Origin of the sequence: Tenacibaculum singaporense (genome assembly GCF_003867015.1) — a bacterium.
GTDB lineage: Bacteria > Bacteroidota > Bacteroidia > Flavobacteriales > Flavobacteriaceae > Polaribacter > Polaribacter singaporensis.
Map to the genome: position 1 here is coordinate 1768615 of NZ_CP032548.1, position 17701 is coordinate 1786315.

Here is a 17701-nt window from a genome sequence, read left to right on the forward strand (position 1 = left end):
TTGCTTTTGAGACTTTTTTTGAAGTAATAAGTTGATTTTACTTAGCTGTAACTGGATCAATAATAGTTGAAACTTTATTGATATTATTTATAGGAAATCCTCCTTTTTCAGCATGCTCACGAATTTTTGATTCGCTAGGTGCATTATAAATACAGTATATTTTATTATCTGTAATATAACTATGAACCCATTGTATTTTTGGGCCTAGTTCATTCAATACATCACAAGATGTCTGTGAAATTTCTTTTAGTTGGTCTGAAGATAATTCACCAGCTCCTAAAAGCTCCCGTTCAATAACATATTTAGGCATAACGTTAAATTTAATTCCTACTCGTTTGGTTTTTCGGATTTACCCCGTTTTTTATGGTTTCTGGACTCCATTAGTAGTTGTGTTTATGAGGGTAAGAAGTTGTATACTAAGTTAGTGTAATTAACAATAAGAGTCAACCTAAATTTTAAAAGGCAAAAACTCGTAATATTTATCACGAGTTTTTTGTCTTTAACGTAAGTATATTTTAACTCCTCTTATATAAGAGGCGAGCATAAAGTTTATCTTTTCATTAAATACTTATTAAAACTTTTTCCGTTTATTTTAGTGTATTTAGAGTCTATATCAAAAGCTACTTCCATTCCAGTAATGTCAAACTCTCCTGATACTTTGGTATATTTAATATTCAAGTCTTCTTCAAATTTTACATTTCTAAATGATACTCCGTCTTTAAATTCAGTATATTTAAAAATAGCACTTTCATTGAAAACAGAGTTTTTAAAGCTTACAAAACGTTTAAAATCTGCATATTTAAATGTAGCTGGCTCTTCAAAAGAGGTGTTTTCGAAAGTAATGTCTCTGTCAAATTTAGCATACTTAAATGTTGAATCACCTTTAAACTTGGTATTAGAAAAGTTTGTGTTCTTTTCAAAATCTGAATATTTAAACATTGCTTTTTGTTCAAAAGTACAATCTTTAAATACAACAATATCTTCAAAATTAGCTACAAACGTATATCCACTTTTTTCATGAGGAATGTAAGCTAAAACATCATCATCAAAAACACAATTTACAAAAGAAACTTTATTGGTAATTTGTTTTTCAATAGTGTTTGAACCTCCATTATTCCACCAGCTTTTTCTTTTAGGCAATTTAGGTAAAGCCTCATCCATAAAAGTAAAGTCTAATGTACCTTTAATAGTGGCGTTTGAAATTTCTATTGCTTTTCCGTTTTTTACATCTCTCATAATATCTGATGCACTTATAGTTTTTTGCGCAAAAGCAGTTGAAAAGCAGAATAAAAGACCGATAACAGTAACTATATTTTTCATTTTAAATGGTTTTAAGTTCTATATAATAGACAACCAGTATTTGTTTTTTGTGACACTTGGATACAAAAAAACAGCATTTAGTTGCCTAAATGCTGTTTGTAATATGTTTCGTGGAAAATATTAGTTTACTGAATTGCTTAAACCAGCACCAGCTTTAAACTTAACTACATTTTTAGCAGCAATCTTAATTTCTTTTCCTGTTTGAGGGTTTCTACCAGTTCTAGCAGCTCTCTTAGAAACAGACCAAGTTCCCCATCCAACTAAAGCAACTTTATCACCTTTCTTTAAAGTTTTTGTTACGTTATCAGTTAAAGAGTCTAATGCAGCTTTAGCAGCAGCTTTTGAAATTCCTGCATCAGCAGCCATCGCATCGATTAAATCTGATTTGTTCATAATTTAAATAGATTTTAAAATTAATTAATATTTTTTTGCTTCAATAGCTCAACAAATATAGACGGAATGCGGGATTGTGCAAGATTTGACTGAAAAAAAACACTCTTTTGTTAATAAGTTACTATAAATTGTTAATAACCACTTATTGTTTTTTGTTAAAAACGTAAAAACCCCATAAACAAAGGGCTACAGCACTTTTGCTTCTTTTTTGAATTGATAACCGTTTAATAAACTCTGAGCATCCATTAATTTTTTACCAGAAATTTTAATTTGATGAATATTTAAGTAACCATCTGTAACAGCAATTTTTAACTCTTTTTTTGAGGTGACAATAGTACCAACCTCAAGATTATGAGAAGTAGGGTCTTTACTAACTCCGTATATTTTAGCTGAAAGTTCATCATCTCCGTTTACAATGATAGTCCAAGCAGCAGGATATGGATTTAATCCGCGAATATGATTATAAATATCATTTAAAGATTTAGACCAATCTATCTTACAGTTATGAGGATATAATTTTGGAGCAGACTTTTCTTCTAATTCAGGTTGTTTAGTTGTTGTAACATTTCCTTTAGCAATTAAGTCTAAAGTTTCAGCAACTAGTTTAGCTCCTAAGTGCATTAATCTGTCGTGTAACTCACCAACAATTTCATCTTCTTTAATTACTACTTCACTTTGTAGGATAATTTCACCAGTATCAATTTTATCATCAATAAAGAAGGTAGTAACACCTGTTTTGGTTTCGCCATTTATAATTGCCCAGTTAATAGGGGCAGCACCACGATATTCTGGTAATAATGAAGCATGTAAATTAAAAGTACCATATTCTGGTAGTGCCCAAACGGATTTAGGTAACATTCTAAAAGCAACAACTACTTGTAAGTTAGCATCCCACTTTTTTAAATTTTCTTGGAATTCTTCATTCTTTAGATTTTTAGGTTGAAGAATAGGTAGGTTTTGAGAAAGTGCATATTTTTTTACAGCAGACTGATTAAGCTTACGACCTCTACCAGCAGGTTTATCTGGAGCAGTAATAACTCCTACTACATTATAATCATTCTCCACTAAATGCTGTAAAATGGTAGCAGCAAAATCAGGAGTTCCCATAAAAGCGATGCGTAAATCTCTCATTTATTTTAAAAAGTATTTATTGTTTTTTGTGTGTATTTTTTCTTCGGAAAGAAGCTCTCGCAAAAGTATTAAAATGTTCGCTTCTTTTTCATTTAATAGCGAGCAGATTTCAGTAACTGTATAGGTTTTTCCTTTTTGTAAGTTAGAAAGAATATCTTTTTGGTTTACATTAACTTTATTTTTGTTTTGTAAACAAACATCACAGATTCCACAGCTTTGAGAGCTGTGTTCACCAAAATAGGAAAGAAGTTGTACGCTTCTACAAATCGAATTACTTTCTATAAACTGAAGTAAATCTCTATTTTTTTGTTTTTTCTGTTTAATGTATTGTTTGATGTTTACAGAAATTCGGTTGATGGTTTTATCATCTTCTCTTGGATGTAAAAAGAAAAGCTCCGAATTATTAGTAGCTTTTGTGTAAGCTATTAATTCCTTTTGAGCTAACTTTTCTAAAGTGTCGATTACAAACCAAGAAGTAGTACCTAGCTTTTTAGCAATGTAAAATTCATCAATTTTTACAGGGCTTTCAAAAATACCACCATACATACGTAAAATTTGCTGTACAAAATTTTTAATTTGGGAGTTTTGATTTGTATGTGATATAACTTGTTTGCTTGAGGCTAAAAACTGAACTGTTGATTTTTGCTGAAAGCTATGATTTAATTCAATAATTCCATTATTGTTAAGTATTTGAAGAGCATTGAATGTTTTATTAGGGATGAAATTATACTTATTACAAAAACCTAAAAAATTAAAATCGTAAGCAGTTTCTATCAATTCACCTTTTGCAATTTGAAAATGTTGATATAGTTTTTGGTGAATAGTTTTTATTTCATCAATGGTTGGTAATGATTTTTCAAGTAATTCACTACTTAAAGAAATATCACTATCGTTAGTTAATACTACAGAGAAAGATTTTACTCCATCACGTCCACCACGACCAGCTTCTTGAATATAATTTTCAATAGAAGAAGGCAAGTTAAGATGAACAACAACTCGAACATTGGGTTTATCTATTCCCATACCAAAAGCATTGGTAGCAACTATAATTGGAGTTTTCTCTGTCATCCAATTATTAAAAGCTAACTTTTTTTCTACAGGAGAAAGACCTCCATGGTAAAAAGAACTTTTAAACCCATTAGCATTTAAGTAACTACTAATTTCTTTCGTTTTACTACGAGTATTTACATATATAATTGAAGGAGCTTTTGTTTTGGTAAAAATTTGATTGAGTTTACCAAGCTTGTCTTCAGTTTTAAAAATTTGATAGGCTAAATTCTCTCTAAAAAAAGATTTTTTGAAAATGGTAGGTTTTTCTAATTCAAGAGAAGAAATAATATCTGAAATTACTTTTTGAGCTGCCGTAGCTGTTAAAGCAATTATAGGGATTGTTGGTAGTAACTCTTTTAAAATAGTAATCTCTTGATAAGAAGGCCGGAAATCGTGTCCCCATTCAGAAATACAATGTGCTTCATCAATAGCTATTAAATTTACATCTAATTGCTTTATTTTTTCTTGAATAAAACGAGACTGTAATCGTTCAGGTGAAATGTATAAAAACTTAGTATTTCCAAACCGAATATTATCAAAAAGTGTAATAATATCGTCTTGTGTGCTTCCAGAAGGTATTAAAGTAGCTTTTATGCCTTTATCAATAAGATTAGCAACTTGATCTTGCATTAAGGCAACTAAGGGAGAAATTACTATACAAATTCCTTCTTTAACCAATGCAGGTACTTGAAAACAAATAGACTTTCCACCTCCTGTAGGAAGTAAAGCAACAACATTGTTTCCTGCTAAAACCTCAGTAATTATTTCTTGTTGAGGTTTTCTAAAAGAAGTATAGCCCCAATAATGTTTTAATATTTGTAACGATTTATCATACATCGTGTTTTAACGAATGTAAAATAAAATCACAGCGCTCTTGTACCGAACCAAAAGGAACATCAATAATATTATAGCCTACTTCCTCGTAAGCTTCTTTTAAAAAGGTATCTATTTTTACTGATTGCTCGAAGGTTTCATAACGTTCGTTGTCAGATTTATAAATAGCCTCCCAAGGAGCGCACATAAATACTTTATTGTATAAGTATTTATTGCTTTTTTCAATAAATATATCTGGGTAGTCAGAACCTAAATAATTCATATAAGCGTGTACATCAGGAATCCCTCTATCAAAAAAGATAATCTCAGCATCACTTTGGTGAGCTTCTAAGTACTGTTGCTCTCTTCCTTCTAATAGTAATTGGCTAAATAATAAAGGTTGCTCTAAAAAAAGTTGATCAATACCATCTTTTTGAGCTTTAAGTGTAACCTCTCTTGAAATCTCTGGCATACATTCATATCCACGTCTAATAAATTCTCTTAAAATAGAGGATTTACCCGTACCAGGACCACCTATTAAAACTATTTTTTGTTGCATGGGGCAAAAATAAAAGTTTCAAGTTATAAATATAATAAATAGTGTAATTTTGTGCTTCATCATTATGATTTCTATATTTTTTGATGAATTTTAATACAAACAGTAATTTTTGAGTTATGCAAGATAGAGAAGCTTTTTATGCAAAGTTAAAATCACAATTAGAAGATACTACAACGTTTCCTGCTAAATATTTATATAAATTTATAGTTCCTACCGATGGTAATCAAGTACAAGAGGTACAAGACTTATTTGATAATGGTGGAGCTGTTATTGATACCAAAAAATCTAAAACAGGAAAGTATGTAAGTGTATCAATACATATAACGGTTAAAAGTTCAGACGAGGTTATTTCATACTATAAAAAGGCAGAAGCTATTAAAGGAATTATTTCTTTGTAAATTTATAGCATGAAAAAACTACTTTTCATAACTGTTGTTTTTTATGCTACATTTCCATCTTTTAGTCAAAAAGATTCGGAATTGTTTCGTATTAATGATGCTCCAATAATGGTTTCGGAGTTTAAGCAGATGTATGAAAAAAACTTAACTATTGCAGAGGATACAGAAGCTAAAAATATTGATAGTTATTTAGAATTGTTTATTAATTATAAGCTCAAAGTAAAAGAGGCTTATAATTTACAATTGGATACTGTAAAGTCTTACCAAAGGGAGTTAGAAAGCTATAAAAAGGAGTTACTAGCACCTTATTTGTATGATGAAGAAACATTGAAAGCACTGGTAAAGGAAGCTTATAATCGTACTAAAAATGAAGTTAAAGCAAGTCATATCCTAGTAAGGTTTCCTAGTGAAGGATTGGCTGTAGACACCTTATTTTTAAGGAGTAAAATAGTAGCTTATAAAAACCGTATTTTACAAGGAGAAGACTTTGCAAAAGTAGCAAAAGAGGTTTCAGAAGATCCTTCTGCAAAAAGAAATGGAGGAAATTTAGGCTACTTTAAAGTTTTTCAAATGGTATATCCTTTTGAAACTGCTGTATACAAAACAAGAGTAGGAGAGATTTCAGAACCATTTAAAACAAAATTTGGTTGGCATATTGTAAAAACGACGGATATAAGACCTTCTAAAGGAGAGTTTGAAACAGCACATATTTTAGTTAGAAATTCACCAAAAAGTGAAGCAAAGATTTATTCGTTGTATAAACTTCTTGAATCAAGAAAGCCATTTGAAGAAGTAGCAAAGGAACATTCAGAAGATACTAATACAGCCAAGATTGGAGGTAAGTTACCAAGGTTTGGAACAGGAAAAATGGTTGATGAGTTTGAGAATCATGTAAGAAACTTAAAAGAACCGGGAAATTATAGTAAACCTTTTAAGACTGCATATGGTTGGCACATAGTTAAGCTTATAAAAAACTATCCAGTACCTTCTTTTTCAGAAATAAAAAATGAGTTATTAAGAAAGATAAAGGAATCCAAAAGAATAAAGATATCAGATCGAGCACTGTTAAAGAAGTTAATGGATAAATACCAAGTGAAAGAATATCCTGAAGCATTGATAGTTTTTAAAGAGACTAAAAAAGAAGCGTTAAATGCAGATGATTTAAATGCTATTGTACTTTCTGTTAACAAGAAAAAGTTTACTCAGAAAGATTTTTTAGAGTTCATAAAACTTAAAAATAAAGCAGTAACAGAAAATTTTAAAGATTTTAAAAAGGAAGTTTTACTAAGTTGTTTTAAGGAAGATTTATTTTATACGAACCTAGATTATAGAAATACGCTGTTAGAGTATAAAGAAGGTTTACTTTTATTTGATTTAATGCAGAAAAAGATATGGAATAAGGCTTCAAAAGATACCTTAGGGTTAAAATCTTTTTATATTGCAAACAAAGTAAAGTATGGCAAAGAACTTGATGATATAAGGGGGCAAGTAATAAGTGATTATCAAGACGAGCTAGAAAAAAAATGGATTAAAGAGCTACGAAAAAACAATATGGTTAGAGTAAGAAAAGGGGCATTAAGAAAATTAAAGAATACGTATAACCAATAGTATAGTGAGAAAATATATTTTTTTAATTACATCATTAATAATAGTTTCATGTGATCTAATAAGTTTAAAAACAAAAAAGGTTACCAATGAAAGACCAATAGCGACTGTTTATAATAAGCATTTGTATAAGAAAGATATTGTTGGTTTATTACCCAAAAATCTTTCGCCTAAAGATAGTTTAGTTATAGTGAAGGGATTGATTAACTCATGGGCTAAACAAGAATTATTGTACATTAAAGCAGAAGAGAATATCTCAGAAGTAAACAGTGAAGAAATACAAAACTTAGTTAACGATTATAAAAAGAGTTTATACATTAACGGCTATAAAGAACGTTTGATAAAACAACAATTAGATACGGTTGTTACTGAGGAAGAAATAGAGTTGTATTATGAGGAAAATAAAGAGAATTTTAAAGTAAGTGAAGAACTTGTACAATTTGAATATGTACATTTTGGTAAAGATTATCTGGATAAAAAAGAAACAATAAAGCAGTTTAAGTCAGAAAAAGAAGAGGATAAAGAAGATTTAGAAAGACATTTATTAAATTTTAAATCATATCGATTACAAGATTCAACTTGGGTAACTTTTGAATATTTAAAGAAAAAAATTCCGCCTTTTCGTAACGAAACGAAAGAAAACTTGTTAAAAATATCAAAATTCATACAAAAAGAAGATAGTTTAGGAGTATATTTGGTCGCTGTAAAAAATATGTTACCACAAAACGCTACGGCTCCACTGAGCTATGTAAGCGCTAGAATAAAACAGATTATTTTACATAAAAGAAAATTAGAATTAATACGAGATATTGAAAAAACGCTGATAAATGATGCAATTGAAAACAAGAACTTTAAAGAATATTAGTATAGTATTTACGTTGTTTTTAGCAGGCTTAACAACAGTTAATGCACAAGGAACAAAAGTAGATGGTGTTGCTGTGGTGGTAGGTAAAAACATTGTTTTAGATTCTGATATAGATAAGTTTAAGCAAGAAGTAGAGTTAAGAAGTGAAGGAAAAGTAAAGATATCTGACTGTGAAATGTTAGAAGAATTAATGCAACAAAAACTATTAGCTCATCATGCAATTATTGATAGTGTAACAGTATCTCAATCTGAAATTGATAGTAGAGTAGATAGAAGTATTGCTTTTTTTACACAAGAATATGGAAGTGAAGAAAAAGTGGTTGAAGCTTATGGTTTTAATGATGTTGAAGATTTAAAGAAAGAACTAGGTAGAGTTCAAAGAGAGAATTTACTAATAGAAAAAGAACAGCAAAAGATCACTGAAAATATTGACGTAACTCCAGAAGAAATTCGCATCTATTTTAAAGGATTACAAGATAAGGGAGAGCTTCCTGAAATACCAGCTGAAGTTCAATTGCAACAATTAGTAGTTAAAGCAGAACCAACAGAAGAAGAGAAAGAGCGTGTAATAAACAAATTAAAAGAAATAAAAAAAGAAATAGAAAACGGTGCAAGTTTTAAGTTGAAAGCAATTATTAACTCAGAAGATCCAGGAGTAGCTCAAAATGGTGGGAAATATGTAATTACAAAAGATAGTCCATTTATTAAAGAGTTTAAAGAAACAGCATTTTCATTGGATGTAAATCAAATCTCAGAGCCTATTAAATCAGCCTTCGGATACCATATACTTCAACTGCATAAAATTAAAGGTAATCAACGAGAAGTATCTCATATTTTAATGCAACCTGAAGTTTCTGATGAAAAATTAAATGAAACTAAAGAACAAATAGAAAAGATAGTAGCTGATATAAAAGAAGAGAAAATAACTTTTGAAGAAGCTGTAAAGAAATATTCTGAGGATGAAGAAACAAAAAATAGTGCAGGTATTATAATGAATCCTTATACTCAAGAACCAACTTTTGAGTTAACGAGAATGCCGCCTGAGCTATTCGCAAGAATTAGTGAGTTGAAAAAAGGTGATTTGTCTGATATTTTTTATGATGAAACACGAGAAGGAGAAAAAATGTATAAAGTAATTTTATTAAAAGATAAAACAGATACACATAAAGCTGATTTAGTAGATGACTATGTAAGAATGCAAGAATTTGCTCTTGCTAAGAAAAAAGAAGAAGAAATTACAAAATGGACCAAGGATAAAATCCAAGAAACTTACCTAAAATTAAGTAACGATTATAAGAAGTGTACTTTCAAGAAAGATTGGAAGAAAGAAAACAAATAAGAAATAATAAATTTAGTATATTGTCATTCCCGCGAGAGCGGGAATTTCATTTTATAAAAGTTTGTAATTAAATTTATTGAACAAAGAAAAATTTTGATTTATGTCTGACGTAACAGCAGTAAACACACTTGTAGAAAAATATAGTCAACTACAACAAGAAATAGGTAAGGTTATAATAGGTCAGCAAGAAGCTGTAAACTATACATTACTTTCAATTTTTTGTGGAGGACATTCGTTGTTAATTGGAGTACCAGGATTGGCAAAAACCTTATTAGTAAATACAATTTCTAGCGCATTAGGGTTGAATTTTAATAGAATTCAGTTTACTCCAGATTTAATGCCTTCTGATATTTTAGGAAGTGAAATTTTAGACGAAACACGTCATTTTAAATTTATAAAAGGACCAATTTTCTCAAACATTATTTTAGCAGATGAAATAAACCGTACACCACCTAAAACACAAGCAGCTTTACTAGAGGCTATGCAAGAAAAGTCGGTAACTGTAGCAGGACATCATTATAAGTTAGAGCTACCATTTTTTGTATTAGCTACACAAAACCCTATTGAGCAAGAAGGAACGTATCCGTTACCTGAAGCTCAGTTAGACCGTTTTATGTTTTCAATTAACTTAGAGTATCCAAGCTTTGAAGAAGAGGTACAAGTGGTAAAAAATACGACATCAATAGCTGAACAAACAGTCAACGCTATTTTTTCTTCAGAAGAAATTATTGAAGTCCAAAAGTTAATACGTAAAATTCCTGTAGCAGATAATGTAGTTGAGTATGCTGTTGGTTTGGTGGGTAAAACACGTCCTAATTCAGATAAAGCTACTGAATTAATTAAAAAATACATCGATTGGGGAGCAGGACCAAGAGCTTCACAAAACTTAATTTTAGCAGCCAAAGCACACGCAGCGGTACATGGGAAATATTCTCCAGACATTGAAGATGTTCAAGCGGTAGCAATTCCTATCTTATCACATAGAATTGTGAAAAATTATAAAGCAGAGGCAGAAGGAGTGACGGTAAAAGAAATTATAAATTCTCTATTTTAAAATGAAAAATTTTTTAAGTATTGTTTTTTTAGTGATATTATTTGCTTCATGTAAGCAAGAAGTAGCCAAAACCGTTTCTGAAGAAACAGAAAAACAAGAGATTTTATCGGTGATGAAGGCACAAGAAGTAGCTTGGTCAAATCACGATTTAGAAGGTTTTATGCAAGGGTATTGGAAAAGTGATTCATTAAAGTTTTACGGACGAAACGGAATAACTTTTGGATGGCAAAAAACCTTAGATAACTATAAAAAAGGGTATCCAACAAAAGAACACTCAGGAACATTAACTTTTAAGATTAATGATATTTCTAAAATTACTGAAGGAGCTTATTCAGTTATGGGTGAATATCATTTAAAAAGAACTGTAGGTGACGCTGATGGCGTTTTTATGATAATCTATAAGAAGATACAAGGCGAATGGAAAATCATTGCAGATACTTCGTGTTAAATTAAGAGAAATGAAAAAAGAAAAAGTTATAGTAATACTACTCCTAATAATAACAGTATTCTCATGTAAAAACACAGAGAATGAGAAGGAAGTTATTTTTTTTAATAAGTCAAAAGAAGTTGTTCAGAGTAAGTTTCCCTTTCCGATTGGTTATGTAAATGATTATGAAGATGTGTTTACAAAAGAGGAAGAAGAGAAGTTAGAAAAACTAATTGATGATTATGAAAAAGAATCAACAAATGTTATAGCAGTTGTTACTATAAGTAGTTATGATCCTTATAAAAATATTGAAGATTACTCTTTAGCTTTAGCTAATGATTGGGGAGTAGGTAGAAAAGATAAGAATAATGGTTTAACAATTGTTATTAATAAATTAAAAAGAGAAATACGAATATCTACGGGGTTAGGAACAGAAAAAACACTTACAGATGAAATCTGTAAAAAAGTAATTGATAGTGTAATAATTCCAGAGTTTAAAAATGAGAAATACTACGAAGGAGTTGAGAAAGGAATTCGTAGTTTAATTAAACAGTGGTAAAAATATATCTTAAACAAAAAAGAGAAATTTCAATCAAGAAATTTCTCTTTTTTGTTTTATAAAGTTCTAAAGAACTAAGAAAACATCTTAGCAACTTTCTCTGCTTTTCTACTTTCAGAATAATCGTAAAAACCTTCACCAGATTTCACTCCTAATTTACCAGCTGCAACCATGTTTACTAATAACGGACATGGAGCATACTTAGGGTTTTTAAATCCATCATACATTACGTTTAAGATAGATAAACAAACATCTAACCCAATAAAATCAGCTAATTGTAATGGCCCCATTGGATGTGCCATTCCTAATTTCATTACAGTGTCAATTTCAGCAACACCAGCAACACCATTGTATAAAGTTTCAATACTTTCGTTAATCATTGGCATTAAAATACGATTGGCAACAAAACCAGGGTAATCATTTACTTCAACAGGAATTTTATTAATTTTCTTAGTTAAATCAACTGTAAAGTCCATTACTTCATCAGAAGTGTTGTATCCTCTAATGATTTCAACCAATTTCATAATTGGTACAGGATTCATAAAGTGCATCCCAATTACTTTTTCAGGTCTATTGGTAGCTGCTGCAATTTGAGTAATTGAGATTGATGAAGTGTTGGTAGCTAAAATAGTATTCTCAGCACAAGCTTCATCTAAATCTTTAAAAATCTTAAGTTTTAAGTCAATATTTTCAGTAGCAGCCTCCACAACTAAACTAGTATTTTGTACCCCTTCTTTAATAGAAGTGTAGGTAGTAATATTGTTTAGGGTATTATTTTTATCGTCTTCAGTAATTTTTTCTTTCGCTACCATTCTATCTAAGTTTTTAGTAATGGTTGCTAAACCTCTATCTAAGGCAGCTTGCGAAATGTCGATAAGTTGAACATTGTATCCAAATTGAGCAAACGTATGCGCAATTCCATTTCCCATTGTTCCTGCTCCAATTACGGCGATATTTTTCATGTTGTTGTATTTTGGTATTTATATGGGCGTTCCCCTTTGGGGCGGGCTTTCCGCTACAATCTTTTTTGTTATAATCTTTGCTTTGCGAAGCATAACAAAAAAAGGATTTTCACTGCAATCCCTAACGCGGTTGTTACTTATTTACTTTATACGTTAAAAACAGTCTATAATCTGATGTGCTACACGTAAAGCTTCAGTACCTTGGCGTAATGAAACAATAGGAGTAGTGTTATTCTTAATAGCATCTGCAAACGATTCTAATTCATCTAAAATAGCGTTGTTAGCTACCACTTCAGGATTGTCATAGTAAATTTGCTTTTTAACTCCCTCAGCATTTTGTAAAATCATAGCAAACTCATCAGGATTTTCTGGTACATCTTTCATTCTAACAACTTCAGATTTCTTTTCTAAGAAGTTTACTGAAATGTATGCATCTCTTTGGAAAAAACGGCTCTTACGCATGTTTTTCATCGAAATTCTACTTGCTGTTAGGTTCGCAACACAACCGTTTTCAAATTCAATACGCGCATTGGCGATATCAGGAGTTTCTGAAATTACTGATACACCACTAGCATGAACACTTTTTACTTTTGATTTTACTACCGATAAAATAATATCAATATCATGAATCATTAAATCTAAAACTACAGGTACATCTGTTCCTCTAGGGTTAAATTCAGCTAAGCGATGTGTTTCAATAAACATTGGTGTGTCAATCAAATCTTTTACAGCCATAAAAGCAGGGTTAAAACGCTCTACATGTCCAACTTGACCACGAACATGGTGTTGACTTGCCAACGTTCTTATAGCTTCAGCTTCTAACACTGTATTCGTAATAGGCTTTTCAATAAAAATATGTTTTCCTTTTTCAATGGCTTGTTTGGCACAATCGAAGTGAGAAAGTGTTGGAGTAACAATATCAACTACTTCAACAGCATCAATTAATGCTTCTACTGAATCGAATAATTTATAACCGAACTCATCAGCTACCTTTTGTGCATTTTCTGTAAAAGGGTCATAAAACCCTACTAATTCATATTTTTCTGATTGTTGTAACAAACGCAAATGGATTTTTCCTAAGTGACCTGCGCCTAAAACTCCAGCTTTTAACATAAGTGAAAGATTATTAGTTATTTGATTGGTTTGTTGAAAAAGAAATGATTTCTACAAAAAATCAACGCAAACAAAGATACACTTTTATACAGATTTATTACTACTTTTATCCTCCCGAAATTTTATAATTAGTAAGCCCTATAATGGGGATTTAAAATAAGAGATAATAGGTTTTATAGTAATTTAACTAGTAATTCCTGTTGGTAGTGTAATGTAAGAATGAAGGATACAACCAAACATCAAGGACTTAGAAATCAATTAGCAAACGTTTTAGAAGCAAAAGGAATTAATGACGAGAGAGTATTAAAAGCTATCAGAAAAATTCCAAGACATTTGTTTATGGATAGTAGTTTTGAAGCGCATGCGTATCAAGACAAAGCTTTTCCTATTGCTGCTGAACAAACAATTTCTCAGCCTTATACAGTAGCGTTTCAATCACAAGTATTAGAGGTAAAGCCAGGAGAAAAAGTATTAGAAATAGGAACCGGATCTGGATACCAAACAGCAGTATTGTTAGAATTGGACGCAGAGGTGTATTCAATAGAAAGACAACATGAGTTGTTTAAAAAAACTTCGATGTTTTTACCAAAATTGGGATATAAACCTAAGCGATTTATCTTTGGAGATGGTTATAAAGGATTGCCAGAGGAAGCTCCTTTTGATAAAATTATTGTTACAGCTGGAGCTCCGTATGTACCTAAAGCATTACTGGGGCAAATTAAAGTAGGAGGTAGGTTGTTGATTCCCGTGGGAGATAAAGAACAAGTAATGACTTTGTTTATTAGAAAATCACCAAAAGAATTTGAAAAACATGAGTTAGGTGCTTTTAGGTTTGTACCAATGTTAAAAAAGAAAAATTAATTATTAAAACTAAATTATATTATGAAAAAAGAAAATAAAAGAATGTATTACGTTATTACTGGGGTAGCAATAATGTTATTACTAGTAATGGTGTTTGCTTTTGAAAAAGGAGCATTATTAGGAGAGATTATAGCAAAGTAAAAACCGATATATAAAATAAAATCAAGTCCTTTTCTGTCTTAGAAAAGGATTTTTTGTTGTAAGAAGTTTAAAATAAAAAATCCGCCTAAAAAAGCGGATTTATTGAATTTGAATAAAGAAACATCAACTTATTCAGCGATTGCTATTTCAGTTGCATCTGCAACTACTATCTCTTGCTGTTGATGTTGTTTTTGTTTGTTTTGATTAGTTTTTGCTAATCCGCAAGGACTAGTACTTCCGCAAGAAGAAAAACCTAATAAACTAACAGTACAAATTGCAATAAATACTACTTTTTTCATCATTTTCTGTTTTATAAAAATCAAATATACATATTTCTGATTAAGTCACCAGAATTTTCCTTCCTTTCAATAACGTTGAACTCTACCATTTTATTTTGTATGTCCGTAATTAAATTTTCGGAAATAGCTTCGCCATCATTCCATTCAGTAATAGATAACCATTCCTGAATGTCATCTATTTGTTGTTCATACCTATAGGAAAGAACTTCATCAATATTATCAAAGTCTTTAAAGTCTTTAGTACAAGCGTTAATGATATCGTGTACTTTTTTTACTTCCTCAAAATTATTTTCTAAGATTTCATCACGAACAGCAATTACAAAACAAGGCCATGGGGTAGGGCAGTTACCAACTCTTCTAAAAGTACCGTTATCAACCAATGGTTTCGTGGTAAAGTGTTCCCACATAAAATAATCGGCTTCTCCATTAGTTAAAGCATCTATTCCTCCTTGTAAATCTCCAACTACTTTAAATTGCAGTTTACTAACGTCCCAACCATTGTTATGAGCATTTACAATTGCCATAAGTTGAGAACCAGAACCAAATCGGCTAATGGCTACTGTGGCATTCTCTAAATCATCAATGTTTTTGAATTTAGAGTTCGCAGCAACATGAATTCCCCAAACAAGTGGACTTTTTACAAAAGTTTGTGTAATTTTTGAAGGATTTCCATTAATAATATCTTTAATAATTCCTTCAGTAAGCACCAAGGCTATGTCAACTTCACCAGAGCGTAAAGCTTTCGTCATAGCTCCAGTACCTCCAGGATAATCTTTCCAGCGTAAGTTGATTCCTTCTTTGGTGTATTCTTTATTTTTCAATGTGATGTACCATGGATAATTAAAATGTTCTGGAACACCACCTATTTTTAATTTCAGCATTTATTCAACTAATTTATCTAGGGTATATGCAATCAAATCATTTACTACTTTGTACGGGTCTTTACTAAATGTTCCGTTGGCTCTGTTAGCAATAATAGCATTCATTGATGCTGCATTATGACCTAGTAGTTTAGCCAACCCATAAATGGCTGATGTTTCCATTTCAAGGTTGGTAATTCGATTGTTATTATAGTTAAAACTATCAATCTTCTTATTTAAATCGGGGTCTTGCAAAGGTAAGCGTAAAACACGTCCTTGAGGTCCATAAAAACCACCAGCGGTAGCTGTAATTCCTTTATATACCTTGTTAGATGCTAATTTGTCTTCTAAAGCTTTTCCATTAGAAACAATTAATGGATATGATTTTTTTGCACTCCAATTAGTATGTTTTATAAAAGCTTCTTCTATATCTGGATGTGAAATTTCATCTACTTGATACGATTGTAACATCCCGTTTAAATCCAACCCATGAGAGCTTAATAAAAAGCTGTCAACAGGAATATCGGCATGTAAAGAACCAGAAGTTCCAATTCTTGTAATGTTTAATTGTGTATGTTTTTCTTTAGCTCTACGTGTGCTTAAATCGATATTAACTAAAGCATCTAACTCGTTTAAAACGATATCAATATTATCAGGACCTATTCCTGTAGAAATTACAGAAATCCTTTTTCCTTTATAGGTACCAGTAGTGGTTTTAAATTCTCTTTTTTGTGTGCTAAACTCTATAGTATCAAAGTGTTTGGTAACTTTATCGACACGATATTGATCTCCAACAAAAATGATATCGGTAGCAATATGTTCAGGTCTTAAATTCAAATGGTAAATACTACCATCTGGATTTAAGATGAGCTCAGAATGTTGTATACTCATTTACGATGTAATTTTTAACAGCTTATCAGTAGAGTTTACATAGAGATAGCTGTATTTTTTTGCGCCACCAAGATACGAAAAATCAGAACGAATTTTAGCATAATAGTTTGTTTGGTTTTGCAATACTTTCTTACCTGTTTTACTAAGTTTTACAGGATCAAAAGAGGTAAATAGCTTTTTAAGGCTTTCAAGTTTGTTAACGTATTGAATATCACCAAACCCATAGTTTTCTTGATGAGTTAAAAGATTTCTAAGCAGTTCATCTTGGTTTGCAAATGTATGCTCGTTAGCAATCTTTAAAATATTATTTTCTATATAATTTAATCCATTTTCAATTGAAGGAAAGCGAAGTAAATGTGCTTTTATAGCACTCTCTAGATATACAAAAGGTGATTCTGGGTTAAATTTATGTGCATTTTCAAGAGGTAAAGGGCTGTCTGAGCAATATAGTTGCCATATATAATCAGCATATTCTATGTCATCTTGAGAAAGTTCTATTTTATTTTTAAAGTGCTCTTTTAATTGATCGTCAGATAATTCACCTAAACCATATAATTTTTTAGAGTTATCTATTTTACCACTTGTAACTAAAGATATTTTGTGATTTTTACGGTATCTTTTTAGCCAGCTTATTACTGCTAACATATTTATTTGACAAAACAAATCGTATTCAAACCATAAAACAATCTCATCTTGTTGTTTTTGATTACAAAGGTTGCGATATTCTTTAAGGGTATAATCTATAAACTTCTTCTTAGTAACTTTGTAGGTGGTTTTTAAAAAGTCAAAACGTGTTTTCCAAAAGTCTTCACTACCTACGTCTACCGATGTTTTTCCTTCACATAACATTTCACGCCACGTAATAATATCACCTTCAATATTTAATTTTTGAAGTCTTTGAGTTGTAACGTCTCCATTGGTTATGTGTAATAAAGAATGTTTCATGATTTTAGGGAATTGGTTGATTTCTTTATTTATATAAAATAAACGATTTATTTTATACGTTATTATTTATTGGTTGATATTTAACACTTTACAAAAGTTGTAAATATAAAAAAAAT

20 protein-coding genes are annotated in these 17701 nt (G+C 30.6%); 8 read left to right on the forward strand and 12 right to left on the reverse strand.

Going from position 1 to position 17701, the window contains the following annotated elements:
* Positions 1-37: 37 nt before the first annotated feature.
* The 6 genes from D6T69_RS07815 to D6T69_RS07840 form a co-directional block, all read right to left on the reverse strand.
* Entirely contained in the window at positions 38-310 is a 273-nt protein-coding gene (locus D6T69_RS07815; RefSeq protein WP_125067217.1) for a DUF4242 domain-containing protein, read from the reverse strand.
* A 239-nt stretch (positions 311-549) separates the two neighbouring features.
* Positions 550-1320: a pentapeptide repeat-containing protein gene (locus tag D6T69_RS07820; RefSeq protein WP_125067218.1), complete on the reverse strand. Its 771-nt coding sequence runs from the start codon at positions 1318-1320 to the stop codon at positions 550-552.
* Positions 1321-1440: 120 nt separating this feature from the next.
* Entirely contained in the window at positions 1441-1713 is a 273-nt protein-coding gene (locus tag D6T69_RS07825; RefSeq protein WP_099216100.1) for an HU family DNA-binding protein, read from the reverse strand.
* 186 nt (positions 1714-1899) lie between these two features.
* The gene (gene fmt / locus D6T69_RS07830; protein WP_206197794.1) at positions 1900-2844 is read right to left on the reverse strand and encodes a methionyl-tRNA formyltransferase; all 945 of its coding nucleotides are present in this window, start codon (positions 2842-2844) and stop codon (positions 1900-1902) included.
* Positions 2845-4731 carry a RecQ family ATP-dependent DNA helicase gene (locus D6T69_RS07835; RefSeq protein WP_125067219.1) on the reverse strand — a complete coding sequence of 629 codons (1887 nt, stop codon included), beginning with the start codon at positions 4729-4731 and terminating at the stop codon, positions 2845-2847. It abuts the gene before it with no gap.
* On the reverse strand, positions 4724-5266 hold the full coding sequence (locus D6T69_RS07840) for an AAA family ATPase (protein WP_125067220.1): 543 nt from the start codon (positions 5264-5266) through the stop codon (positions 4724-4726). Before D6T69_RS07840 ends, D6T69_RS07835 begins: the two co-directional genes overlap by 8 nt.
* 116 nt (positions 5267-5382) lie before the next feature.
* Between D6T69_RS07840 and D6T69_RS07845 the strand changes: the two genes are divergently transcribed.
* The 7 genes from D6T69_RS07845 (at position 5383) to D6T69_RS07875 (ending at position 11513) form a co-directional block, all read left to right on the forward strand.
* The gene (locus D6T69_RS07845; RefSeq protein WP_125067221.1) at positions 5383-5664 is read left to right on the forward strand and encodes a DUF493 family protein; all 282 of its coding nucleotides are present in this window, start codon (positions 5383-5385) and stop codon (positions 5662-5664) included.
* Between the two features lie 9 nt (positions 5665-5673).
* Positions 5674-7272, forward strand: a complete 1599-nt coding sequence (locus tag D6T69_RS07850; RefSeq protein ID WP_125067222.1) for a peptidylprolyl isomerase — start codon at positions 5674-5676, stop codon at positions 7270-7272.
* A 4-nt stretch (positions 7273-7276) separates the two neighbouring features.
* Positions 7277-8134 carry a hypothetical protein gene (locus tag D6T69_RS07855; RefSeq protein WP_240628288.1) on the forward strand — a complete coding sequence of 286 codons (858 nt, stop codon included), beginning with the start codon at positions 7277-7279 and terminating at the stop codon, positions 8132-8134.
* Positions 8097-9473 carry a peptidylprolyl isomerase gene (locus tag D6T69_RS07860; protein ID WP_239180557.1) on the forward strand — a complete coding sequence of 459 codons (1377 nt, stop codon included), beginning with the start codon at positions 8097-8099 and terminating at the stop codon, positions 9471-9473. Before D6T69_RS07855 ends, D6T69_RS07860 begins: the two co-directional genes overlap by 38 nt.
* 100 nt (positions 9474-9573) lie before the next feature.
* Complete coding sequence (locus tag D6T69_RS07865; RefSeq protein ID WP_125067224.1) at positions 9574-10527, forward strand: AAA family ATPase; 954 nt, start codon at positions 9574-9576, stop codon at positions 10525-10527.
* A 1-nt stretch (position 10528) separates the two neighbouring features.
* Positions 10529-10975 carry a YybH family protein gene (locus D6T69_RS07870; protein ID WP_125067225.1) on the forward strand — a complete coding sequence of 149 codons (447 nt, stop codon included), beginning with the start codon at positions 10529-10531 and terminating at the stop codon, positions 10973-10975.
* A 10-nt stretch (positions 10976-10985) separates the two neighbouring features.
* Complete coding sequence (locus D6T69_RS07875; protein ID WP_125067226.1) at positions 10986-11513, forward strand: TPM domain-containing protein; 528 nt, start codon at positions 10986-10988, stop codon at positions 11511-11513.
* A gap of 74 nt (positions 11514-11587) precedes the next feature.
* Here the strand turns inward: D6T69_RS07875 and D6T69_RS07880 are convergent, their stop codons facing one another.
* Together D6T69_RS07880 and D6T69_RS07885 are read right to left on the reverse strand one after the other, a co-directional pair.
* Positions 11588-12475 (reverse strand): 3-hydroxybutyryl-CoA dehydrogenase, encoded by an 888-nt coding sequence (locus D6T69_RS07880; protein WP_125067227.1) that lies wholly within the window; start codon positions 12473-12475, stop codon positions 11588-11590.
* Positions 12476-12628: 153 nt separating this feature from the next.
* Positions 12629-13588: a Gfo/Idh/MocA family protein gene (locus tag D6T69_RS07885; RefSeq protein ID WP_125067228.1), complete on the reverse strand. Its 960-nt coding sequence runs from the start codon at positions 13586-13588 to the stop codon at positions 12629-12631.
* A gap of 219 nt (positions 13589-13807) precedes the next feature.
* Between D6T69_RS07885 and D6T69_RS07890 the strand changes: the two genes are divergently transcribed.
* A complete protein-coding gene (locus D6T69_RS07890) occupies positions 13808-14449 on the forward strand; it encodes a protein-L-isoaspartate(D-aspartate) O-methyltransferase (RefSeq protein WP_125067229.1) in 642 nt (213 codons plus the stop codon).
* Positions 14450-14718: 269 nt separating this feature from the next.
* On the opposite strand, the gene D6T69_RS15970 is transcribed toward D6T69_RS07890, so the two are convergent.
* The 4 genes from D6T69_RS15970 to D6T69_RS07905 are packed head-to-tail and all read right to left on the reverse strand — an operon-like array spanning position 14719 to position 17585.
* Complete coding sequence (locus tag D6T69_RS15970; RefSeq protein WP_164506702.1) at positions 14719-14889, reverse strand: hypothetical protein; 171 nt, start codon at positions 14887-14889, stop codon at positions 14719-14721.
* A gap of 20 nt (positions 14890-14909) precedes the next feature.
* Positions 14910-15770 carry a substrate-binding domain-containing protein gene (locus D6T69_RS07895; RefSeq protein ID WP_125067230.1) on the reverse strand — a complete coding sequence of 287 codons (861 nt, stop codon included), beginning with the start codon at positions 15768-15770 and terminating at the stop codon, positions 14910-14912.
* Positions 15771-16640 (reverse strand): nucleoside phosphorylase, encoded by an 870-nt coding sequence (locus tag D6T69_RS07900; RefSeq protein ID WP_125067231.1) that lies wholly within the window; start codon positions 16638-16640, stop codon positions 15771-15773.
* A complete protein-coding gene (locus tag D6T69_RS07905; RefSeq protein ID WP_125067232.1) occupies positions 16641-17585 on the reverse strand; it encodes a DUF1835 domain-containing protein in 945 nt (314 codons plus the stop codon).
* Positions 17586-17701: the final 116 nt, after the last annotated feature.